At 31.5% G+C, this 20,940-nt stretch carries 25 protein-coding genes; 13 read left to right on the top strand and 12 right to left on the bottom strand.

The window, feature by feature from the left end:
* Positions 1-134: 134 nt before the first annotated feature.
* The 11 genes from VQ048_RS07830 to VQ048_RS07880 all read right to left on the bottom strand — a co-directional run bounded on the left by VQ048_RS07830 (position 135) and on the right by VQ048_RS07880 (position 6,212).
* Positions 135-569 carry a hypothetical protein gene (locus VQ048_RS07830; RefSeq protein ID WP_327611138.1) on the bottom strand — a complete coding sequence of 145 codons (435 nt, stop codon included), beginning with the start codon at positions 567-569 and terminating at the stop codon, positions 135-137.
* Positions 570-586: 17 nt separating this feature from the next.
* Positions 587-1,147: a hypothetical protein gene (locus VQ048_RS07835; RefSeq protein ID WP_327611139.1), complete on the bottom strand. Its 561-nt coding sequence runs from the start codon at positions 1,145-1,147 to the stop codon at positions 587-589.
* A gap of 11 nt (positions 1,148-1,158) precedes the next feature.
* Positions 1,159-1,437: a hypothetical protein gene (locus VQ048_RS07840; RefSeq protein ID WP_327611140.1), complete on the bottom strand. Its 279-nt coding sequence runs from the start codon at positions 1,435-1,437 to the stop codon at positions 1,159-1,161.
* A 20-nt stretch (positions 1,438-1,457) separates the two neighbouring features.
* The gene (locus VQ048_RS07845; protein ID WP_327611141.1) at positions 1,458-2,273 is read right to left on the bottom strand and encodes an adenine nucleotide alpha hydrolase family protein; all 816 of its coding nucleotides are present in this window, start codon (positions 2,271-2,273) and stop codon (positions 1,458-1,460) included.
* A 128-nt stretch (positions 2,274-2,401) separates the two neighbouring features.
* Entirely contained in the window at positions 2,402-2,608 is a 207-nt protein-coding gene (locus VQ048_RS07850; protein ID WP_264314861.1) for a hypothetical protein, read from the bottom strand.
* Positions 2,605-3,084, bottom strand: coding sequence for a PH domain-containing protein (locus tag VQ048_RS07855; RefSeq protein WP_262988241.1), 480 nt, complete (start codon positions 3,082-3,084; stop codon positions 2,605-2,607). The genes VQ048_RS07850 and VQ048_RS07855 overlap by 4 nt, the downstream gene beginning before the upstream one ends.
* A gap of 17 nt (positions 3,085-3,101) precedes the next feature.
* The gene (locus tag VQ048_RS07860) at positions 3,102-4,421 is read right to left on the bottom strand and encodes a replicative DNA helicase (RefSeq protein ID WP_327611142.1); all 1,320 of its coding nucleotides are present in this window, start codon (positions 4,419-4,421) and stop codon (positions 3,102-3,104) included.
* Positions 4,414-5,097 (bottom strand): hypothetical protein, encoded by a 684-nt coding sequence (locus VQ048_RS07865; protein ID WP_327611143.1) that lies wholly within the window; start codon positions 5,095-5,097, stop codon positions 4,414-4,416. The genes VQ048_RS07860 and VQ048_RS07865 overlap by 8 nt, the downstream gene beginning before the upstream one ends.
* 6 nt (positions 5,098-5,103) lie before the next feature.
* On the bottom strand, positions 5,104-5,400 hold the full coding sequence (locus VQ048_RS07870) for a DUF3853 family protein (protein WP_327611144.1): 297 nt from the start codon (positions 5,398-5,400) through the stop codon (positions 5,104-5,106).
* A gap of 6 nt (positions 5,401-5,406) precedes the next feature.
* Entirely contained in the window at positions 5,407-5,982 is a 576-nt protein-coding gene (locus tag VQ048_RS07875) for an antA/AntB antirepressor family protein (RefSeq protein WP_327611145.1), read from the bottom strand.
* A 14-nt stretch (positions 5,983-5,996) separates the two neighbouring features.
* Positions 5,997-6,212: a hypothetical protein gene (locus VQ048_RS07880; protein ID WP_327611146.1), complete on the bottom strand. Its 216-nt coding sequence runs from the start codon at positions 6,210-6,212 to the stop codon at positions 5,997-5,999.
* A 77-nt stretch (positions 6,213-6,289) separates the two neighbouring features.
* Here VQ048_RS07880 and VQ048_RS07885 point away from each other — a divergent pair, with 77 nt between their 5' ends.
* The 4 genes from VQ048_RS07885 (at position 6,290) to VQ048_RS07900 (ending at position 10,167) form a co-directional block, all read left to right on the top strand.
* Positions 6,290-6,724: a hypothetical protein gene (locus tag VQ048_RS07885; protein ID WP_327611147.1), complete on the top strand. Its 435-nt coding sequence runs from the start codon at positions 6,290-6,292 to the stop codon at positions 6,722-6,724.
* Positions 6,725-6,727: 3 nt separating this feature from the next.
* Positions 6,728-7,252, top strand: a complete 525-nt coding sequence (locus VQ048_RS07890; protein WP_327611148.1) for a hypothetical protein — start codon at positions 6,728-6,730, stop codon at positions 7,250-7,252.
* Positions 7,253-8,509, top strand: a complete 1,257-nt coding sequence (locus VQ048_RS07895) for a site-specific integrase (protein WP_327611149.1) — start codon at positions 7,253-7,255, stop codon at positions 8,507-8,509.
* A gap of 422 nt (positions 8,510-8,931) precedes the next feature.
* A complete protein-coding gene (locus VQ048_RS07900) occupies positions 8,932-10,167 on the top strand; it encodes a site-specific integrase (protein ID WP_327611150.1) in 1,236 nt (411 codons plus the stop codon).
* Here the strand turns inward: VQ048_RS07900 and VQ048_RS07905 are convergent.
* Complete coding sequence (locus VQ048_RS07905) at positions 10,151-11,806, bottom strand: helix-turn-helix domain-containing protein (protein ID WP_327611151.1); 1,656 nt, start codon at positions 11,804-11,806, stop codon at positions 10,151-10,153. The genes VQ048_RS07900 and VQ048_RS07905 overlap by 17 nt on opposite strands.
* A 337-nt stretch (positions 11,807-12,143) precedes the next feature.
* Here VQ048_RS07905 and VQ048_RS07910 point away from each other — a divergent pair, with 337 nt between their 5' ends.
* From VQ048_RS07910 to VQ048_RS07950, 9 genes are all read left to right on the top strand, one after another.
* Positions 12,144-12,365 (top strand): hypothetical protein, encoded by a 222-nt coding sequence (locus tag VQ048_RS07910; RefSeq protein ID WP_327611152.1) that lies wholly within the window; start codon positions 12,144-12,146, stop codon positions 12,363-12,365.
* A 51-nt stretch (positions 12,366-12,416) separates the two neighbouring features.
* Positions 12,417-14,504 (top strand): TonB-dependent receptor plug domain-containing protein, encoded by a 2,088-nt coding sequence (locus VQ048_RS07915; RefSeq protein WP_327611153.1) that lies wholly within the window; start codon positions 12,417-12,419, stop codon positions 14,502-14,504.
* A gap of 108 nt (positions 14,505-14,612) precedes the next feature.
* Positions 14,613-14,801: a hypothetical protein gene (locus VQ048_RS07920; protein WP_327611154.1), complete on the top strand. Its 189-nt coding sequence runs from the start codon at positions 14,613-14,615 to the stop codon at positions 14,799-14,801.
* Positions 14,802-14,858: 57 nt separating this feature from the next.
* Positions 14,859-17,102 (top strand): radical SAM/SPASM domain-containing protein, encoded by a 2,244-nt coding sequence (locus VQ048_RS07925; RefSeq protein ID WP_327611155.1) that lies wholly within the window; start codon positions 14,859-14,861, stop codon positions 17,100-17,102.
* 39 nt (positions 17,103-17,141) lie between these two features.
* Positions 17,142-19,343, top strand: coding sequence for a peptidase domain-containing ABC transporter (locus VQ048_RS07930; protein WP_327611156.1), 2,202 nt, complete (start codon positions 17,142-17,144; stop codon positions 19,341-19,343).
* A gap of 11 nt (positions 19,344-19,354) precedes the next feature.
* A complete protein-coding gene (locus tag VQ048_RS07935; protein WP_327611157.1) occupies positions 19,355-19,624 on the top strand; it encodes a CRISPR-associated protein Cas2 in 270 nt (89 codons plus the stop codon).
* 2 nt (positions 19,625-19,626) lie between these two features.
* The gene (locus VQ048_RS07940) at positions 19,627-19,932 is read left to right on the top strand and encodes a hypothetical protein (protein WP_327611158.1); all 306 of its coding nucleotides are present in this window, start codon (positions 19,627-19,629) and stop codon (positions 19,930-19,932) included.
* Entirely contained in the window at positions 19,929-20,411 is a 483-nt protein-coding gene (locus tag VQ048_RS07945) for a hypothetical protein (RefSeq protein ID WP_327611159.1), read from the top strand. The genes VQ048_RS07940 and VQ048_RS07945 overlap by 4 nt, the downstream gene beginning before the upstream one ends.
* A gap of 226 nt (positions 20,412-20,637) precedes the next feature.
* Positions 20,638-20,865: a hypothetical protein gene (locus VQ048_RS07950; protein ID WP_327611160.1), complete on the top strand. Its 228-nt coding sequence runs from the start codon at positions 20,638-20,640 to the stop codon at positions 20,863-20,865.
* The last annotated feature ends 75 nt before the right edge of the window (positions 20,866-20,940 follow it).

A 20,940-nucleotide genomic window follows, 5' to 3' on the forward strand; every position in this document is an offset into this window, starting at 1 on the left:
TTTTACTTTTTTGCTCTTCTAAATTATCTTTATATTGCCTAAGTGCTGGGTTATTTTTAATTAATTTATCTGCGAATTTTTTAAGCTTATATTCATAGAACTTATCATTTAATTTAGTGTTTTTCTCATATCTCTTAAAAAGTATTATATCCGTGATGCTCTAAGTCGTGTTTTCTCGCCAACCTCATAAACTCTTTATAAGTTTGAAAAGTAATTTTTTCTCTATCTTGTAATATAGTTTCTACATATCCCATTCCATTGACCTCTGTTTGTCTAATAGCCATTCTAAAATCAATTAAACGACCCAATGTCTTCCATTCTTTAGGCTCATCAAGTTGCATATAATATATAGCATCCTCCAAAAAATTATATTGATTACAAATTCGTTCCCAATAATGTACTGTGCTTTTATATTCTATTATTAAATATTGCCCTCTTTGATAAATATGACACTCACTTAAAGGAGTGTTATAGTGGTTTTTAGCCTCTTGTTTAGAGAAACTATTATTATTGATGAATTCCATTGTTATTTCAAAAGGCTCTTGTTCATTTATTACTTCTAATTTCATTTCTACTCTTCTTTTTTTTACTTTCCTAACATTTTATCTATTATCTCGAACTCTCTTCTTATATGCTCATTCATATAGGCGTTATACCCTCCAAGTGAAGGATTATTCTTAAGAAGTTTATTCAAAAATTTTTTGTGTGCTTTTTTGTAATACCCATCAGATAATTTATTAGAAAATAATATAAAAGATATAAGTCCCATTACTGCAAATACGAGAAGCACCCAAATTTGCATAGGGTCATTTTTAAATGTTGGCTTATCTAAAATTAGATAACAACAAAAAATAACAAATAAAGAGTAAAGTCCTATTAGTATTCTTGCAATCAAAATAGATATAGGCTTATTTTTCTTCTCCCAGTTTTTAGAGATAATATTTGTAGCATAAAAAACCTCTTCTTCGGTTGCAATCGGTTTTTTTAATATTTCGTTAAGAATTAAGTTTATATCTCTCTCTTTAGGAATATTAAACTTTTCAATGAAATTTTCAACAAAAGATTTCGCATCTTCGTTAATTTGTTCAACGGCTCTGTTGTTCAGTTCTTCTAGATAATCTATATCTTCTTTTCTAACTTTTTTCATTTTTTATATATTTATATTGATAAATTTTTCATAACATAATCTAGAGTTATATCTGTACCTTTTTCAGCTTCTTTAATTAGTGTATCAATAGGCATATGAGTATTTCTCTCCGAATTTGGATTGAAACCTACACCATCTCCAGTTAAAAAAGAACATTGTCCTTCTATCTCTGTAAAATCTTCAATAAGCATTGCAATTTCTTGCAAAGCTAAAGATAAAGCATTTTCTGCTTTCATAGCCTTTGAGTTTGCCTTTTTCAGCTCTTTTATTTGTTCCTTAGTCAGTACCATAATCAAGGGTGTCAATTAGTTTAAAAGTTGCAAATACATTTCTCATTTTCTTCAAAGTTTAGCTCTCCTGTAAAAGGGAGCTTAGAAAGCTCTACTAAATCGTCAATACTTTTATGACCTCTAAAAGAGGTATTGCCATATTTCCCCTCCATTTTTCTATACCAATCTATAAAACGAGTTCCATTTCGGATAACATCTATTAGATTGGCTTCAGATTTTTTCCAACATAATTCGCAGTTTCCATACTTGTTGTGTATTTCCAACTTGAATGGCTGACTATCCCAAAATTTATTTAATTCCATTTGCCCAATAGGAAACTTGAAATCGGTCAAAAGCGGAAATATTCTCATTTTGTCTTCCTTAATTTCTGCCCAACTTATTCGCTTGGGCATATCTTCTTTACGAAATCCAATAGCTTTTAAGTAACTGTTCACACCGAAAATATCGTCTGCAAATTTTTTAGCAGGTAATGTTTTAAGCATTTCCGAGCAGAAAGGAGCATCTTTGCTTGGCATACCATTAAAAATCCCTTTATTTTTGTGTGCTATTGCTTCAGCAAAGGGTTTAGCCATCATATTCAACTCTTCCCAATCTACCGCCTTATAGCCAACCCCAACGCCCATTTCTAACGAATAAACACCTTCAATTTTCACAAGTGGAATATCCCAATACTTTTCAATGTTTTTAAGAAACTCTATAGTTTTAGGATGTTCCATTCCTGTATTGCAGAAAACAAATAATTTCTCGTAATTTTTATATTTTTCAGAAGTTTGTATGTGTCGTGCCATCATAGCGGAACTTCTCCCTCCTGATACTGTTATCAGTAAATTTTTCATAGGTTATTGTTTGTATAGTGTGCTATTTCACGTACTCTCAAATGAGGGTCGTTAATAAGTATATTTAAGCCATAACCTTTTCTAGCAACGGCACAACGCACTTCCCAGCTTTTTGTTTAACTTTAAAATTAATATTTAGACTTATTTTCGTTGATTATTTTTTTTAACTTCAGCCATTGATAACTTGCTCCTTGTTTTAGAAAAACGACTTCCTTTTTACTTTTCTTGGCTTTTTCCAAAGTGTTTTTTGCATTCTCAATTCTTCCTAAACTATTGAGGTAAAACTCATCTGGGATTTCAAATCTTAAGAATTTTGGTTTCTTTTTTCTTCTCATATCGTTTGATTATAAAGTTCTTGTCTTAGCTCGTTTGGGTTTGAAATAGTATGGGTAGCGGAAACTCCACCTGTAGAAATGGTAATCTTTCCATAATTAAGCAGCTTTCCCAAAATGTTTTGAGAAATAAATACTCCCTCCCTTCGGTAAATAGGTATGTCCAACTGACTACTTGTGAGCCATCCTGCAGAGATACTTATTTGGTTTCTCCTTAAAACTATTTTGAAAGTCTTATAATGGATGTAAGAATTCAATGCTCCGAGAAAGAAAAATAAGGACGGAACGGCAATGGTATATCTAAACCAAGATGTCAGAAGAAAAAACATAAGCATACCTATTCCTCCTAAGACCATATAGATTATAGGTTTTACAAATGAAATCCAATGAGACTTGGATATATAAACATTTTCTATCGCAGTAGTATTTTGCCGAACTACTGGAGTTACTGGTGCCGTGGATTGAATTAAATTTGTCATTGTGATTTATTTAAAGATTAATGATTATAAAAACTTGAGGTTGCCATATTTACTTTGCATCTTTCGGGCTGTATACCTCCGTGTCTATTTTTGGCTATAATAATTTCTATTTCATTAGCTGTTGGTTCGTTGTTATAGAAATCATCCCATTCTTCTATACCATAGTATTCGGGACGATAGAGAAATATGACTTCATCAGCATCTTGCTCGATACTTCCACTATCTCTTAAATCAGATAGAAAAGGTCTTTTATTTGGTCTTTTTTCTACTTCTCTTGACAATTGAGAAAGTGCTATTATAGGGATATCTAATTCTTTTGCTAGACTTTTTAAGCCCCTTGATATTTTTGAAATTTCTTGCTCTCTTGTATTCGCTTTTTCGTAGGTTATCAGTTGGAGGTAATCCACGAAGATTATTTTTATATCGTGCCTCAGCTTTAGCATTTTGGCTTTCGTTCTTATATTTTGAATGGAAATACTGGGGGTATCGTCTATGTGGATAGGGAGGGATAAAAGGTCATCTTTTTTCTGCCAATAGATTTGTAATTCTTGATCATTTAGGCCTTTTCTTAATACCGATGAATTTTTTATTTCCGTTATATTTGTTAAGATTCTGCTTGTTATTTGTTCTGCTGACATTTCAAGAGAAAATACACCTACTGACATTCCTACTTGTGCTACATCCACTATTTGCTGTATCATAAATGCCGTTTTCCCCATACCAGGGCGACCTGCTATAATGGTAAGGTCAGAATTTTGCCACCCTCCAAATGTTTTATTGATGACCGAAAGAGAACTTTCTAAGCCTGTTATTCCTGTATTATTACCATTATTTGTAATGCTTCGGAATTTATTTTCGACTTTCTCAATCAAGTCAGCAAACTTTTCATTTTGCTTATTTGTTTCTACAAATTTGTCAATGAATAAGTCGTCGAAATATTCAAATGCTTTATCTCTTATTTCGAAAATATCTTGACTCTCTTTTGCTAGCCTAGTTAAGGTAGAGAATTTATAAATGAAATCTCTTTTTATGGAATTCTCCACCAATATCATTATGTATTGCTCTATGTAGGCAGACGATGTTACTGTTGTGATTAAGTCCAGTATGTATTTGTCCAGTGTATTTATACCTTTCTTGTTGAGTTGTCTTATCAATATGAAAGGGTCCACCGGTTGCTCCTTTTGCCATAAATCCTCAATCATTTGAAAAATGACCTTATGGCTTTGCTCCGTGAATAAATTGATTGATATTTTGTTTTGATAAATAGTAAACAATGAGGGGGTCAATATTAGATTTCCCAATACTATTTGTTCTATGTTTATATCTTTTTTATTCATCGTAAGTTGTTATGGGTCTTTTAATAGTGGGTATTGAAATGGAGGTTGTGTTTTTCGTTTTATTTAAGTGCGGAATAGTGTTTCTTATCGAGGATTTCCAATTGGTTATAGGTTTGTCAAAGCCATTTCGCCAGCCATTTTCCACCCAACTATCATATTTTGATTGCAGGTAAATTTCCATACTATCGTTGTAAATTTTTATAGTCTTAGCGAAATTTAAAACCTCTGAAAATGGAGGTATATCCTTTGCATTGGAAATTATTTTACTTTTTGGCGTTTCTTCTTTAGGAAGCTCAGGGATGACTACTGTTGCTTTCTGTGCGTTCTCCAATGGTTGTTCTATTTTCGGAACCTCCATTTGTGGCATTTGTAGTTTCTCAGGTTCTATCTGTGGTATCTCTACTTCTTCATTTATTTCCACAAGTGTAAATTTGTTTGCACCTCCTTTTTGTGAACTATATTCTATAAGCCCTTTTTGTTTCAATAAAAATTTGGTTCTATTAATGGTAGCTCTGCTCATATTCACTCTAGGTAAAAGATCGTGAGTAGACGCCTCAAATGGATTGGTATTGTTTTCTATCCATATTTCAAGGAGGGTGATGTAAAGCACATACAAATTAGGCTCTAATGGTTCCTTTCTATTATATTGGAAAAATTTTTGGTACAATTTGAACATCTTTCATTATTTTTCTTCTGATTGTTTTTTGAGGATTTCCATTACCTTTTTTTTGTTGATGAAAATCACTCGTTCTTTTTGTATAATAGCTTCATCAAAGATGCCTTGTTTTTTCATTCTCCATGTTTGGGAATATGAAATATTTAGAAATTTTGCCAAATCTTTTAATCCGGTAATATATTCGGGGGTGTCTTCTTGATTTCCAATAGAAAAATTTTGAGGAGGAAATGACTCCTTTATGCAACTCACGAGTTGTTCAACTGTGAGTTGCCATATTGGTGTATTTTTGTCTATGTGTTGCATTTTTGGTTAGGCTTTTAGATTGTCTATCATCAATTTGACACCTTCTCTAAGCGAAAGTTTGTTCTCCATAGCTTTTTGGTATGAAACTTTTAGGATGTCGGAATCGTAACCTTTGCCGTTCAGTACTCTTCGTATTTGTCTAACTTCTATATCGTATTTTCCTGCTAGCTCTCGGATGTCGTCTTTGTAAAGGTTAAGGTTGATTAGTTTTTTCAACTCGGCTAATAGATTTGCGTGGTGCTCTTTTATTGGAATCAGTGGGGTTTGGCAAGACTTTATCAATCTTTTTTCGCATTCTATAAAATATCTTCTCGCTTGTTTGCCTTTTTCGGTTCTTTCCACCATTGAAAGCTCTTTGGCCATATCCAAGCTTATAGCGTATTCTAATGTTGGTCGTCCTCCACTGGGGTTTTTCATAGAATTATGAAAAACCTCAAAATCCTGCCCTTCAATAAATCCGTAATCTCTTATTCTATTTTGAATCCAATCTGAAAATTGCTGTTTGCTTTCAAGAAATTGATAAAGCTCTCTTGCGGAAACGGCTTTATTTCCGTTATGGTCTGTGATTTTTATTAGTTCCATTGTTGGTTTTTGGGTTAGGCGGTTGTTTTTACTTCTGGTTCGAAAATTTGTTCTTCGGTGAATCCTTGTTCTTTGTAGTATAGGACGGCTTTGTAAAGGGTTAGTTTTTCACTTCTTCTTTTAGCTAAGGCTATTACAGATTGCTGCTGTATCCCTAATCTTTTTGCTAATTCCATGCTGAAGTCGTTACAGGTTAGGATTTTCTCAATAATCTCTTCTCGTACTTTCATAGTGTTTGATTTATATTTATATTTACAAATGTATTTGTATTGCAAATATAGTATAAATTTTACCTAATAACAAATAAATGAGTAAAAGTTTACCTACAATTAAGGATAGAATATTGTATTTTGCTGAAAAAGAAGAGGTTAGCAAGCAGGAGTTTTTTAGAAAGACGGATTTAAAGTATAGTAATTTTACAGGAAAATCTAAGGAAAGTGACTTGAGTTCGCAATCAGTAGCAAAAATTTTACTCACATACAGAGATATTAATCCTATGTGGTTATTAGTTGGAGAGGGAGAAATGAAAAAAAATGATGGGCAAAATGTTAGAATTGAGGGACAAAATAAAAATTTAAACAACATTAATGGGAGTAGTAATGTTACTATTTCACAAAATGATATTTCAGAAATTATTGAAATACAAAGAGAAATGAACGACATTATAAGAACTGCACAAAGCCAATTGTCTGAAAGTCAGCAACAAGTGAGTAATCTTATAGAAATTTTGAAAAATAAATAAACTATGAAAAAGATATTATTTTTATTAAGTATCATATTAGGTGGTATTTCATTCGGTCAAATAAAGAAAATCCCAGTAACAGCAGAAGAGATTGGTGTTTTGGGTAGATTGATTCACGGTAGTGTATATAATAACTCATTTACAAAAGAAGAATTTGGAAAGTATAATATAGCTAATACATTAGGATATTACGCAGAGTATGTATATCAAGACAAAGTGATACATAAAGAAGTTTTTAAACTTAGAAAATTAGTATTGAGCGGAAAAGCGGAGTTTCAAGTTTATTTTGATAGCACCCCTTGTTTTAAAGTATCGGAACTTACATCAGATGTTAGTTTAAACTTGATGAAAGACAATCATTGGGAAATAAAACCTACAGTAGATGGAGATTACATTTGTTACTATGGAGGATGGACATCAACAAATGGTATAAGTATTATAGAATCAAAAGAATACAAAAAGTACAATGTTTTAAGTCTTGCTGATGGAAAAATAAAAATAAAACTTTACAGGCTAGAAGAGGAGTAAATGAAATATCACGCTCAATTTCTACTAGATAAAGAAAAAGATAATCCCACCGCAAAACTTCGTTACAGAATAAAATGGAGTGGGCTTATTGTTGCTTTTAATGTAGGTTATAGGGTAGAAATAGATAAATGGAGTAGAGATACTCAACGATGTAAAATCAATACTACTCACGGAAAAAAAAAGGTTTCCGCAAGCATCATCAATCGTAAAATAAACGACTTTGAAATGGCTTGTGAAAATGTATTTTTGAAATTCCAAAATGAAAATAAAACCCCTTCTGCCGATGAATTTAGAGAGAAATTTAACCAAGAAATAGGAAGAGAAACAAAATCGGAAAAAAGCACAGGGTTCTTTGATGCATATGATGAGTTTATGAAGGAGGAGGGGAAAAAGAATGTATGGACAAAAGCCACTTATTCAAAAATGTTTGCCCAAAAAAAGCGGCTTCAATATTTTGATTGCAATATTTCTTTTTCTGATATTACAGAAAGTAAATTAGTGGATTATCAGTATTTTTTACAACACACTCTTAATTTAAAAAATTCTACCATTAATAAGCAATTTTCATTTTTAAGATGGTTTTTGCGTTGGAGTAAAAAGAAAAATTATTTACAATCATCTGCTTTTGAAGAATTTAGACCAAAACTAAAAACTACACAAAAGAAGATAATTTTTCTAACACAAGCTGAACTTCAGCAGGTAAGAAATTATTCTATCCCTAAACACAAGGAGCATTTGGAAAGAGTACGAGATGTTTTCCTTTTTTCGTGTTTTACAGGGTTAAGGTATTCTGATATAGCTAATTTGAAAAGGAGCGATATAAAGGGAGATATTATAGAAGTAACAACCGTAAAGACAGCTGACAGCCTTATGATAGAACTTAATAATCATAGTAAGGCAATTTTAGATAAGTATAGGGATGATTTATTTACTAAAAACTTGGCTCTACCTGTAATTTCTAATCAAAAAATGAATGAATATTTGAAAGAGCTAATGGAATTAGCAGGAATTGATGAACCAATAAGAGAAACATACTATAGAGGCAATAAAAGAATAGACACAGTTACACCAAAATATGCTTTAATAGGTACACACGCGGGAAGAAGAACATTTATATGCAATGCTCTTGCTTTAGGTATTCCCCCTCAAGTGGTAATGAAATGGACAGGGCATAGTGACTACAAAGCAATGAAGCCATATATTGATATTGCAGATGAAACCAAAGCTAATGCAATGGAAAGGTTTAATCTCTTATAATTTTACTCTAAAAAGGTCCCTTGTTTTTTAAAATAGGGACTAAATATTGAAGTATTAAAGACTATTTAAAATTATTTATAGTAATTGAAACCAGTATAATGAACTGAAAATTAGAATTAAAAAGACTAAAAAAGAATTATGAATATTATTGTGAAAATCCCGTATTCTCCACAATTTGGAAATCAAATCTTATCAAAATCCTTTAAACAGCGTGTTTAAGGGATTTTTATTTAAATCTTATATCAATTCTAACCAAATAAATACATTTTGAAAGTGCGTGCTAAGGTGCGTGTATTTTTTAAAAGCAGCACACGCACTGAGAAACGGTATAATCAACATGTTTACAGACATATACGATTATTAAACATCTTGTTGGCGATGAGGTTCAAAAGTAATTTTGATAACCTTTAACTCACCACATTATGACAACCTACAGTCTAAATTTCTTCCTTAAAAAATCAAAGGGAAGCAAACAAAACACACTTATCTATGCAAGGATAACCGTAAACGGAAAGCGCTCAGAATTCTCAACAGGCATCTCTGTTCCTCCCGAAAACTGGAACAGTGCAAAGGGAAAAATCAATGGTAGTTCTGCGTTAGCAAAATCAGCCAATACGACTCTCGATAATTTAAGGCTCGCAACCCATAACGCCTACAACAGCCTTCTCACAAAAGAAACAGTTATCACTTCCGAGACTATCCGGAACCAGCTCCTTGGTGTTGAGGAGCGCAGGATCACCATTATCGAGGTCTTTCAAGACCATAATGATAAGATGAAGCGTTTAATAGGTAAATCTTTTTCTAAAGGAACATGGAAACGATATAACACTTCACTTAATCATACATTAAAGTTTATGCAATGGAAATATAATGTGTCAGATATGCCTGTAGAAAACATTAATCCCGATTTTATAAACAGGTATGATTTTTGGTTAAGAACTGTTAGAAATTGTGATAATAACTCAATAGTCAAATACATTAAAAACTTTCAGAAAATCATTAATATATGTATTGCCAACGAATGGATTTCAAAAAATCCTTTTATAAATTACAAATCCAAAATAGAATCAGTTACCCCGCATTTCCTTACCAGGGAACAACTGACATCAGTCGCTAATAAAGAATTCAGGAGCGAAAGACTTTCCATTATCCGCGACCTGTTTCTTTTTAGCTGTTACACTGGCCTCGCCTACATCGACCTCAAAAATCTAACGAAAGAAAACTTTTCAGTAGGTATGGATGGCGCACTTTGGCTTAAAACCCAGCGTGAAAAGACAAAGGTTGCCGTTTCTATCCCAATGCTGGAAATTCCATTGCAGATACTAAAAAAATATGAAAACCACCTCAAATGTATAAATACCAGTATGGTGTTGCCGGTTCCAAGCAACCAGAAGATGAACGAATATCTCAAAGAAATTTCTGCTCTATGTGATTTAGATTTTGACCTTACCTTCCATACCGCACGCCACACTTTTGCCACCACGGTAACGCTCTCAAATGGTGTTCCCCTCGAAACGGTAAGCAAGATGCTCGGGCATACCAACATCCGTATGACACAGCATTACGCGAAGGTGCTGGATAATAAAATTGGTACGGATATGCAGATGCTCAGGGAAAAACTAAGCCAATCAAAAAATACAGCTAAGAAACTTGGATAATACCACTTTCCAACTCCTTCCTCCTCTGTCTAATAAAATCAGTCGGGCGGATGCCGTTAATTTCTAAAAACAAATCTGAAAAATTTTGTCGCGAAGAAATTCCACATTCATCCGCCAAACCTTGAACAGAGTATCCTAAAACTTTAGGATCATTATACATCAGTTTGGTAATATATTTAATTCTTAAAGTAGAAAGATATTTATTAAAATTCACGCCCATCACATCATTGATATACTGTGAAAGATATGTGGAATTAGTTTTAAAATTCTCTGCAAGTTGTGGCAGGGTGATTCCTTTTTCTTTAAAACTTTTTGAATCTTCAAATTCTTTTAGTTTTTCAGCTAAATCAGTAAAAATATCTTTACTTATTACGGTTTTGCTTTGTTGTGGTATATTTTCGTAAGAAACTGTTGGTGTGGGTTGGTGGGTTTGCAACCTTTCTTCTAATTCGGCATATTTCTTTCTAATGTCCTTTTCTTTTTGATAAAGCTTCCACGCAGTAAAAATTAATTCTATTACAACGATGATCAACAATACTATAGCACCTAAACCCCACTGATTTTGGGTTTCAAGTTTACCCTTTGCATCCTCTAAAATTTGGGTGTCGTAATCTTTATGAATTTTTGCAGAAAGATACGGAAAGTCCTTGGCTAAAATACTGTCTGCTTTTAACAAATTCTTGGTGTAATGGAGTTCTTGTTTATTGTCTTTTTTTTCTTTCCAATATTTGATGAGTAATTCATAATTTTCGCGTAATTCCGGGACAATAAAAGCATGTTTTTGGAAAACAGAATCTACCTTATCAAACTGCTGTACTGCTTGTTCTTGTTTTCCCAATCCTAAATAACTTTTCCCAATATAAAAATCAGCCACAGATGTCCAGGAAAAGTCATTGTTTTTTTTCAACACAGGTAATGCGGTAATGAGATTACGAATAGCATCATCATAATTTTTTTGATGATACTCGAAAATGCCTTTACATTTTGTAAAATAGGCCTGTTCTAAAGGGAATTCTTTGCTATTATTTGTGAAATTTAACCCTAGTTGTACTAATGAATCTACCTTTTTGTATTTTTCCAAATTTCGGTAGCAGATGGTGGCTTGATGCAAACTGTTGAGGTAGCCTTTGCTGTTATTATAAATAATGTTAGGGTGTAAATTTCCTTTCGTTTTGGGTTCAAAATAATCAATACAATCCTCAAAATGCTTAAGCGCCCCATTATAATAGCCAAGGTAACTTTTTACCACACCAATGTGATAAATTACTTTATATTTTTGGTACTCGTCAGTCCCTTTTTTAGAGTATTCGTACGCTTTTATATATTCGTCAAGAGCGGGCTTATATCGTTTGAGGTTTAAATAGTAAATAATTCCTTTACCTAAGTAAGATCTGCTAATGAGATCATTATCACCAGTTTTTTTTGCTGAAGTTATGCAACTGTCAGCATAAAGTAATTTTTTGTGATTATTTGGTGTGAAATAAATAAGATCTTCAAACCCCTGCACTGCTTTTTCATCATTACCTTCTGCTTTTGCTTTAACTATATAATTATTGACATAAGGAATTGCCTTATTATCATTTTTATCGAATCCCTCATATTTTTTTCTTAAATCTTCATAAGAATTTTGTGCCTTCATTTCTAAGCAGAATGAAAGTAATAAAATAAAAATGAAAGTAAAATGATATTTATTGTTGAGCATTTTATAGAAGAAGTATAATCTTCTCTGCCAAAGATAAACAAATTTGAATAAAAAATAAGAAAATTAATCAAAATATGGCTTTTTGTGTATGTTTATGATTTTCAGAATATTGTAAAATACCCATGTCCTAATTTATAAATTAGGACGTCTTAAATCTTAAAATTTATAGGATAGGACTGCGTTCTCTTGCAAAAAGTTTCGACACCTAATAATTTTAGCCACAGAATTCTAAGAAAAATTTTTCCCGGCCGGGATAAACTTAAAATAATTAATTATGAAAAAGTTTATCTCATTGGTAGCATTAGCTACATTATTATTTTCAGCAATAAGCTGTAGAGAAGCAGAACAGATTTCAGATTTACAAGAAGACCAGAATCTCTCTGCAAAGATAATGAATGCATCTGAAAATAGAAATATTGCAAATGATAGCATTTACGTTTCGACTACTAACAGCGAAACAAAAGACCCACCGGTAAAGGACGGACAAGGGTGGTAGTAATAAGAGTAAATAAATTGTTTACATTTAAATAAATGTAAAATTAAGATTATGATTGTAAGTTTTCGAAAATTGTTTTGTTTTCCAGGTTTGTTAGCATTTTTCTATTTGGTAAATGGACAGGAAGTTAAAGATAGTATTTCTACAAAAGAGATTCAGGAGGTTTTAATTAAAGCACAACGAAAAAAGCAGTTTTCTGACCATGCTAATTACACCTTTGACAAAGAAGCACTGGAAAAAGCAAGACATTCTAAAGATTTGTTAACTACGCTTCCGGAACTTCAACTGGACCCAATTTCCAATACGGTATCCAGTATTAAAGGCGGTAAAATTCTTTTCCTAATTAACGGAATTGAAGCCAGCGACAACCAAATTAAAAGCATTGCACCGACAAACGTGGTAAGAGTGGAATATTTCGACATTCCATCTGCGAGATATTCGCAACGAGCAGATACAGTGGTGAATATCATCACAAGAAATCCGGAAGTTGGCTATTCTTACGGTGCAGATGTTACTTCTGCTTTATCAACTGGCTTTGTAAATGGTTCCGCTTATGCAGGTTACACCAAAGGCAAAAATGATTTTGGCTTGGAATATTCAATCAGTTTGAGGGATTATAACAATCGCCAATACAGTAAAATCTACGATTATAATTTAAACGGAATCCATTACCGTTCTGATTTGCATGGTAGAGACCATTTCGGCTATACCGACCAAAATATTTCAGTGAGATATGCCCAAGTAGATGCTGAAAAATATACCTTTCAGGCTAAATTCAGCATAAATCCTATGAGTTATTTCTCTAAAGGAAACGCGGAAAGTATATTCCAACAAGGGAACTTGTCTCAAAATGACGTCTCAATCAGCAATAGTAATCAGAGCTATACAAATCCAACTTTAGACCTTTATTATTCCAAAAATTTTGGCAAAAAGGATGAGTTAAGTTTAAATTTAATCGGTTCGCATTACACCACGAATTCTTCACAATTTGACCACGAATGGAATACGGCCAATAATGTAGCTGTTTTCAATAATGATATGAATTTGAAGGCAAAACAAACGGGAATAGTAGGCGAGATTGCACACACACACCAGTTTGAAAAAGGGAAATTGAGTTTGGGTTATCGTATTTCCAATACGGCAATTTCTAATGATTTAGTCAATCTTCTTGGTACATCCCATTATAATGTGAATTATTTGGAGCAATATCTCTACACCGAATATTTGGGAAAATGGGATAAGTTGGGCTTCCGTTTCGGAATGGGAGTAATGAACATTCACAACAAAAGCGCAGGAACCACTCGGGATGATTGGACACCTACGCCGAAACTTGTTTTGAGTTATGATTTGCCAAAAAACAAAACTATACGTTTGACTAGTGATTATACTTCTCAGAGTCCATGGGCGGAAGCATTGAGTCGCAATATAATCCAAATTGTGCCGAATATTTACCGTAGTGGGAACCCTTATTTGAAGCCTAAGCATATTTTCAAAAATAATCTTAGCTATTCATTTAACGACAAATATCTTGATGTAAATACTACCGCATTTTATAATTATTTGAAAAAGGACATTGCGCAAATTTATACTTATGATATTAATCTAAACGGATTTCTTTTGCGAAATGTAAATGCCAATTACACACGGCAAGTCGGTATACAACTTAGCGGTTCTATAAAGCCTTTCGGCAGTAATATCTTAGTTGCAAAAATGGTATTTGTCCCTACAATTGAAAGTTTGGTATTCTATTCGGGAGAAAAAATAAACAATAATTATATTGGAAATTTTTTTAATATCTCCACTCAATACAAATCATTTTATGCACAATATCAATTTAATATTCCGTATTATACCGTAGATGGTGCTTTCCTTTCGACAAATGAAAATGCAAGTCATTTTTTTGCACAATACAAGTTTAAAGAGTGGATATTTAAAACTGGTATGTATTGGATTGGAATGCCTTCGGAATATAGGATTAAAAGTTTAAGTGAAAGTGTAGTTGATTATACGGTACATACAAAGATCATTAATAACAAAAATATGTTTGTTTTGGGAGTCAGCTATGATTTTTCTACAGGAAAAAAGAACGAATTAAATAAAACACTAAATAATAATGTGACACCGGCCTCTACTTTTTAATTATTTAAACATCTATTTTTTTTGTAGTGCGCAATACAAATCTTAGTTGTCTAAATATGCTTTCTTTAAAGCAAAAACCTAATTTCAAACTTTCTTAAAACCAAAAAAATGGACAAGAAAAATCAAAATTCAAAATTTCAAGAGCTTGTAAAGAAAATGGATGCTCTTAAGGAAACTGAGCAAGGTAAGTTACGTGGAGGGATAAGTGTTGTAGGCACAGATAGTTTAATTGTCGATCCTGCGACAAATTACGCTATATGTTCATGCACTGTAAATACACCATGCTCAAAAAAGTAATCTAAGTTTGCGAGGCTGGACAGAAATGTTCAGCTTCTTTTTAAAATTTAAAAAATTATGAAATCAAGTTATTATAATATTTTTTTCAAAAAAGAGGATAAATTTATTGGATACAACACTGTGACAGATAAATATATAGTTCTTGAACCTCTCTTATATGAACTTTTTGAAGCTTCTATTTTTGAAAAAAACATAACCCAATTGAAAGATATACATGAAACATTTTATGATGTCCTATTTAAAAATGGCTTCATCGTTTCAACTGATAAAAATGAGCTTGATGAAATAAAAAAGATAAGTGATTCAACTGATTTTAATGATGAATACTTTATGCTCACGATTAATTCAACAATGAATTGCAATTTTAAATGTTGGTATTGTTACGAAACTCATATAAAAGACTCCAGATTAGATGAGATTGTGAGCAAAAAAATAATTTTATTTATTAAAAATTTATTGGATAACAAAACAAAAATCAAAAATTTAAATATTCAATGGTTTGGAGGAGAACCTTTGCTATATTTTAATAAATCAATTCTTCCTATTTTAGGAGAAATTGACTCTATTTGTAAAAAGAGGGAGGTGATTCTTTCTAATGGATTTACAACAAATGGGTTATTAATAACTCAAAAAATATTAAATGATTGTAAGAAATATCTAGTTGATCATTTTCAGATTACTCTCGATGGGCATAGAGATAGACACAATAAGGTTAGAAATATATCAAAAACAAAGGGAAGTTATGATGAAATAGTAGAGAATATAAAATTGTGCGTGAAAAATGAGTTTAATGTAACTGTAAGGATTAATATTTCAGAAGAAACAGTAAATGATTTATTACAAATTATTAATGATTTTAAAGATTTGTCAAGTGTTGAAAAATCATATATAATATTCTCGTTTCATGAAGTTTGGCAAGAGGAAAAAGATCTAACTTTTGACATATCAAATTTCGTAGAGGAATTTAGAAATAATAAATTTAAATGTGTTTCTAAATCTGATAATTTAGCAGGAATCTATAATTCGTGTTATGCTGATAAAGCCAATCAGGCGGTAATAAATTATAATGGAGATGTATATAAGTGTACTGCTCGAGATTTTAAGAAAGAAGACAAAGAAGGCATCCTTAGTGATAGTGGCGAAATTGTTTGGAATGAAAAATTAACAAAAAGACTTTATGAAACGAGATTCAAAAATAAACCATGTTTAGAGTGTAAAATATTACCTCTTTGCAATGGTGGTTGTTCTCAACATAGAATTGAAAATGAAAATAACGATTACTGTATGTTTAACTTTGATGAGAATCAAAAAATTGAAATTGTTAAAGAGCGTTTTAAATCTAAATTGGAGCTAAGTCTGCCAACTGATCACGGAAATCCAATTATTAATAGTTTTTTAAATATACCATATCCAAATAATTCTGATAAGTCGAACGTTTTTTTTCAACAATCTTTAGAAAATCTTTTCAATGATAAAGTAAGGATTGAAAACAGGAATCTTGTAAATACTATAAACAATCATTACATCGATGGATTAATAGAGTTAAGAAATAATAACTTTGATAAACATCATGAAATTACAGATTATATTTTCACCATTCAAAAAGAAAGCCAATTTAATGAAGATGAAAAAAACGTAATAAGACTTTTATCTTTACCTGCTATCGCTTATTATTATTATAAAATAAAAGATTATCATAAGGCAATAAATATAACTAATGAGTCAATATTGGTAGATGACCAATTTTTAAATAGTTACCCATTTCTTTACTCACACAAAATACAACAACTACATAACTTAATTAGAGTCTTTTTTAAAAATAATAATATAGACGAAGCACTAAAATTATGTAATGATGTCCTAAGTCATTTAGTTTTAGGGAAAAATGTTGAATATGAAGTTGGATTTTGGTCAAATGACATGCTAGCTTCTGATGAGCTAATTGGGATGACTTTTCAAATATTTGGAGAAGTTGTTTCCTACATCTTGAATTTTTCTAGAAATTCTACAGAAGAATTAGATTTTTATATGATTGCTTTCAGAGATCTAATCAAAAGCAGTGATAAAGTCAACGATCGTTATAACATCATTAAAGAATTTTTAACAATTAAAACTGATATTGAAAATCATAAAAATGATTTATCTCGAATTCTTTGTTTGAAAAATGATATAACTAATTCTCAATTTTATTATATGATATTTCCACTTTTGAAATCATTGTTTTCAAGTATAGGCAAAAATTCGTTCATAGACAACAGGAGTGAATTTAATAGAATCCAACGCCAATACGCACTCAATTAACTTTTTTAATAATATAACATTTAGAAGTAAGATTTCCAAATGAATATAGTAGCCCAATATGATCAAATGGACTGTGGTCCAGCTTGCCTTGCGATGATATCTTCACATTATGGTAAAGAGTTCTCACTACAGTACCTTCGCGATAAAAGTTTTATCAGTCGTCAAGGTGTTTCGCTATTAGGAATAAGCGAAGCCGCAGAAAAAATTGGGTTTAAACATTTTTCAACAAAACTTGAAATAATAGATTTCGAAAAAGAACTTTTACCTTGTATTTTACATTGGAACCAAAACCATTTTGTAGTTCTCTATAAAATATATAGAAATATTTTTACTGGAAAAAAAACTTATAAAATTGCAGATCCGGGACATGGTTTCGTGTCTTTGAGTGAAGATAAGTTTAAAAAGTCTTGGTTGTCAGACGGTAAAAAAGGTGTTGCTCTTTTTTTAGAGGCTACAGATGATTTTTATAGTCAAATTCCATCGAAAGAAGGAAAGCTTCCTGTAAAATATTTGCTCAATTACCTGAAACCTTTTCAAAGCCAGATGGGGTGGATGTTTTTTCTTCTCACCTTAGGAACAATTACAAGTTTAGCGTTTCCAATCCTTACCCAAAAACTGATTGATGAAGGCGTAAACAAAAAGAATTTTTCAATAATTACTTATATCTTATTAGCGCAGTTAGCATTTTTCTTTGGAAATATTATTATCAACATTTTCCGAAACTGGATGATGCTTGTTGTTGGAACAAAAATAAATATCCAAATAATTTCTGATTTTTTAAAAAAAATCTTGAAGCTTCCAATTAAATTTTTTGATACTAAGTTAATGGGAGATTTTAACCAGCGTATTCAGGATCATGAGAGAATTGAAAATTTTCTTACCTCGCAAAGTTTGTTAACACTATTTTCAATCATAACTTTTACAGCCTTTTTTGCCGTTCTTTGGCATTACGATGTCAGAATTTTAGCTGTCTATATGCTACTTACCTTAATTTCTATATTATGGTCTTTATACTGGATGAAAAAAAGAAAAATCTTAGATTATTTCAGATTCCAACAAAGAAGCGAAAATCAAGAATCCATTTACGAAATTATCAATGGGGTTTCAGAAATGAAGCTCAACCAATTTGAAGATTTTAAACGTAAAGAATGGGAACAAATTCAGCAAAAGCTTTTTAAAATCAATATTCGTATCCTCAAATTGGATCAAGTCCAACTTTCAGGATTTGAATTTATTAATCAGCTCAAAAATATTCTTGTAACTTTTCTTTCTGCTTATTTTGTAATAAAGGGACATATGACTTTGGGAGCGCTTTTAAGTGTCTCATATATCATTGGACAAATGAATTCGCCGGTGAGCCAGCTTATAAATTTCTTTCGCTCATTACAGGATGCAAAATTGAGTTTAGCAAGGCTAAACGAAGTACAAGATAACCCTGAAGAAGAACAGGAAAGCCAAGTTCCATTAATTAGTAAAAAATATACAGAACAAAATGGTATAGAAAAGGGAATCTATTTCAAAAATGTTTCATTTCAATATGAAGGGCCAAAATCTCCGTATGTTTTAAAAAATATTAATTTATTTATTCCTGAAGGAAAAGTTACAGCAATTGTCGGGGCAAGCGGTAGTGGGAAAACAACATTGATGAAAATGCTGCTGAAATTTTATGAACCAGTAAAGGGTGAAATAAAATTTAATCATCTCAATCTAAATGAAGTTTCTCCAACAGATCTTAGAAAGAATTGTGGTGTAGTAATGCAGGATGGTTTTATTTTTTCAGATACAATTGAGAGAAATATTGCAACAAGCGATGAAAATATTAACTACGAAAAACTAAATAAAGCATTAGATACCGCAAATATTAAGTCTTTTGTAGAAGAACTTCCGTTAGGATTAAACACAAAAATTGGAGCATCCGGAAATGGTATTTCAGGTGGACAAAAGCAAAGAATTCTTATCGCAAGAGCGGTCTATAAGAACCCTCATTTTATTTTATTTGATGAAGCAACTTCTGCTTTGGATGCAGAAAATGAGAAAATTATTCACGACAATCTGCAGTCTTTCTTTAAAGGAAAAACGGTAATAATTGTTGCGCACAGACTTTCTACCGTGAAAAATGCTGACCAAATTATTGTACTGAAAAATGGTGAAATTGTGGAACAAGGCAATCACCATGAATTGGTAAGCAAAAAAGCAGATTATTTTAATCTGGTTAAAAATCAATTGGAACTAGGAAATTAATTAAATAATATATGAAAAGTATCTTAATAGGTTATGACTTAAATTCAACAGGTCAGAATTACGAAAGTCTTATTGAAGCAATAAAAGAATTTGGTATATGGTGGCATTGTTTAGATAGCACGTGGATAATAAAAACAAGTTTAACACCAGAGCAAATTAGAGATAAACTATTGTTAAAAATAGATGCAAATGATGAACTGTTGGTAGTAGAGCTCGTAAGAAATGCTGCTTGGTATGGCTTTAACAAGGAATGTTCGGATTGGTTACAGAATAATTTATAAATATGAGTTACAGATACAGAAAGCCCACAAATGTTTTAAGTCCAAGAGATGCAGTTTCAAAAGTAGATTTACTTTTTGATAATGGAATATATAGTGTTGCCAAATTAATGTGGTATGGTGAAGAAAAATTGGGAATCAGATGGAATATAGGGTTGCGAGAATGGGATGATCCTGCCAAAGCATCGGGGGCTAAAGAATGTCTTGGAGTTCCAACTTCTAGGAGCCATCCCACTTGGTTTATATTACCTGATGATTTTGCTGATGCAACATCTGATATTTTAAAAGTGCTTCAAAAAATTGATAAATGATTGATAATCTTCTTAAATACATAAAATCAGACCTATCGACCAATGGTTTGATGAAACGATACTTTCATTATGGGTATTGGGGATTAAATATTTTTGCTTATGCATCATTAGTAGTAATAATTTATTTCTTGTATAACCAGAATTTTTGCTGCTATTGGCTATCATTGCTTTTATCCCTTCTATTAATTGTATATTTTAGAATAACCTTAGAGAAAAAATTATCAAAAAAAATTGGGATATTAGAAGATAGTTTTAGATCTTATTTTATAAAAAAATTATCTAATTATCTTGAAAATAAAAACTTACAGAATCATAAAGAAGAACTTGTTGGTGTGATTAATGAAAGGATGATTGAGCTTAGAGATAAATTTATTTATTCAACTGGTATACTTTCAGCTTTATTTTTGATATTATTTTCGGTGATATATACCCATATCTACGAGAAATTTGTTGATGGAAATATAAATTATTTTTTTTGATTTCACTGGGTTTTATTGTGTTAATCCTTCTATTATACCAGCTGGTGATGTTATATAGAGAACTACATGAATACTTGTTTACAAGTAATATGCAAAAGGATTAATGAATGAAGTTATCTTACAAGATAAATTGAACAGCGCCCGTCCTAATTTATAAATCACGACCTATAATGCTTGTAAATTAGGACAAATCAACAATATTTTTGCTTTGCTTATCGAAAAACCAATGCAGGAATATTTTGAAAATATAATCGAAACGCTTCAGGAAAATATCCGGGAATTATCCATGGAGATTGATAATCCAATTGTATTTTCCGAGTTGGCCATCAAATTGAGTTTGGAACCCCTTTCTGAGCTTAAGAAATATGTTCTCGAACACCCATTCCAAAATATTGAAGATGAGATTTGGTTTTTCAAAAATATTGGCTATAGACTAGCAAACATAAAATTTTAATACCTTTTTAGTTGTTGTTTGCTGTTGTAAAAATAAAAAAATGGGGGTAACTTTTAGACGAAGTCGTTAAAAAAG

This window comes from Bergeyella anatis, from assembly GCF_036016955.1.
Classification (GTDB): Bacteria; Bacteroidota; Bacteroidia; order Flavobacteriales; family Weeksellaceae; genus JAYWXI01.

Excerpts from the sequence above, each read along its gene's own strand:
- VQ048_RS07830 (WP_327611138.1), bottom strand. The coding sequence starts at position 569 with ATGAAATTAGAAGTAATAAATGAACAAGAGCCTTTTGAAATAACAATG.
- VQ048_RS07835 (WP_327611139.1), bottom strand. The coding sequence starts at position 1,147 with ATGAAAAAAGTTAGAAAAGAAGATATAGATTATCTAGAAGAACTGAAC.
- VQ048_RS07840 (WP_327611140.1), bottom strand. The coding sequence starts at position 1,437 with ATGGTACTGACTAAGGAACAAATAAAAGAGCTGAAAAAGGCAAACTCA.
- VQ048_RS07845 (WP_327611141.1), bottom strand. The coding sequence starts at position 2,273 with ATGAAAAATTTACTGATAACAGTATCAGGAGGGAGAAGTTCCGCTATG.
- VQ048_RS07850 (WP_264314861.1), bottom strand. The coding sequence starts at position 2,608 with ATGAGAAGAAAAAAGAAACCAAAATTCTTAAGATTTGAAATCCCAGAT.
- VQ048_RS07855 (WP_262988241.1), bottom strand. The coding sequence starts at position 3,084 with ATGACAAATTTAATTCAATCCACGGCACCAGTAACTCCAGTAGTTCGG.
- VQ048_RS07860 (WP_327611142.1), bottom strand. The coding sequence starts at position 4,421 with ATGAATAAAAAAGATATAAACATAGAACAAATAGTATTGGGAAATCTA.
- VQ048_RS07865 (WP_327611143.1), bottom strand. The coding sequence starts at position 5,097 with ATGTTCAAATTGTACCAAAAATTTTTCCAATATAATAGAAAGGAACCA.
- VQ048_RS07870 (WP_327611144.1), bottom strand. The coding sequence starts at position 5,400 with ATGCAACACATAGACAAAAATACACCAATATGGCAACTCACAGTTGAA.
- VQ048_RS07875 (WP_327611145.1), bottom strand. The coding sequence starts at position 5,982 with ATGGAACTAATAAAAATCACAGACCATAACGGAAATAAAGCCGTTTCC.
- VQ048_RS07880 (WP_327611146.1), bottom strand. The coding sequence starts at position 6,212 with ATGAAAGTACGAGAAGAGATTATTGAGAAAATCCTAACCTGTAACGAC.
- VQ048_RS07885 (WP_327611147.1), top strand. The coding sequence starts at position 6,290 with ATGAGTAAAAGTTTACCTACAATTAAGGATAGAATATTGTATTTTGCT.
- VQ048_RS07890 (WP_327611148.1), top strand. The coding sequence starts at position 6,728 with ATGAAAAAGATATTATTTTTATTAAGTATCATATTAGGTGGTATTTCA.
- VQ048_RS07895 (WP_327611149.1), top strand. The coding sequence starts at position 7,253 with ATGAAATATCACGCTCAATTTCTACTAGATAAAGAAAAAGATAATCCC.
- VQ048_RS07900 (WP_327611150.1), top strand. The coding sequence starts at position 8,932 with ATGACAACCTACAGTCTAAATTTCTTCCTTAAAAAATCAAAGGGAAGC.
- VQ048_RS07905 (WP_327611151.1), bottom strand. The coding sequence starts at position 11,806 with ATGAAGGCACAAAATTCTTATGAAGATTTAAGAAAAAAATATGAGGGA.
- VQ048_RS07910 (WP_327611152.1), top strand. The coding sequence starts at position 12,144 with ATGAAAAAGTTTATCTCATTGGTAGCATTAGCTACATTATTATTTTCA.
- VQ048_RS07915 (WP_327611153.1), top strand. The coding sequence starts at position 12,417 with ATGATTGTAAGTTTTCGAAAATTGTTTTGTTTTCCAGGTTTGTTAGCA.
- VQ048_RS07920 (WP_327611154.1), top strand. The coding sequence starts at position 14,613 with ATGGACAAGAAAAATCAAAATTCAAAATTTCAAGAGCTTGTAAAGAAA.
- VQ048_RS07925 (WP_327611155.1), top strand. The coding sequence starts at position 14,859 with ATGAAATCAAGTTATTATAATATTTTTTTCAAAAAAGAGGATAAATTT.
- VQ048_RS07930 (WP_327611156.1), top strand. The coding sequence starts at position 17,142 with ATGAATATAGTAGCCCAATATGATCAAATGGACTGTGGTCCAGCTTGC.
- VQ048_RS07935 (WP_327611157.1), top strand. The coding sequence starts at position 19,355 with ATGAAAAGTATCTTAATAGGTTATGACTTAAATTCAACAGGTCAGAAT.
- VQ048_RS07940 (WP_327611158.1), top strand. The coding sequence starts at position 19,627 with ATGAGTTACAGATACAGAAAGCCCACAAATGTTTTAAGTCCAAGAGAT.
- VQ048_RS07945 (WP_327611159.1), top strand. The coding sequence starts at position 19,929 with ATGATTGATAATCTTCTTAAATACATAAAATCAGACCTATCGACCAAT.
- VQ048_RS07950 (WP_327611160.1), top strand. The coding sequence starts at position 20,638 with ATGCAGGAATATTTTGAAAATATAATCGAAACGCTTCAGGAAAATATC.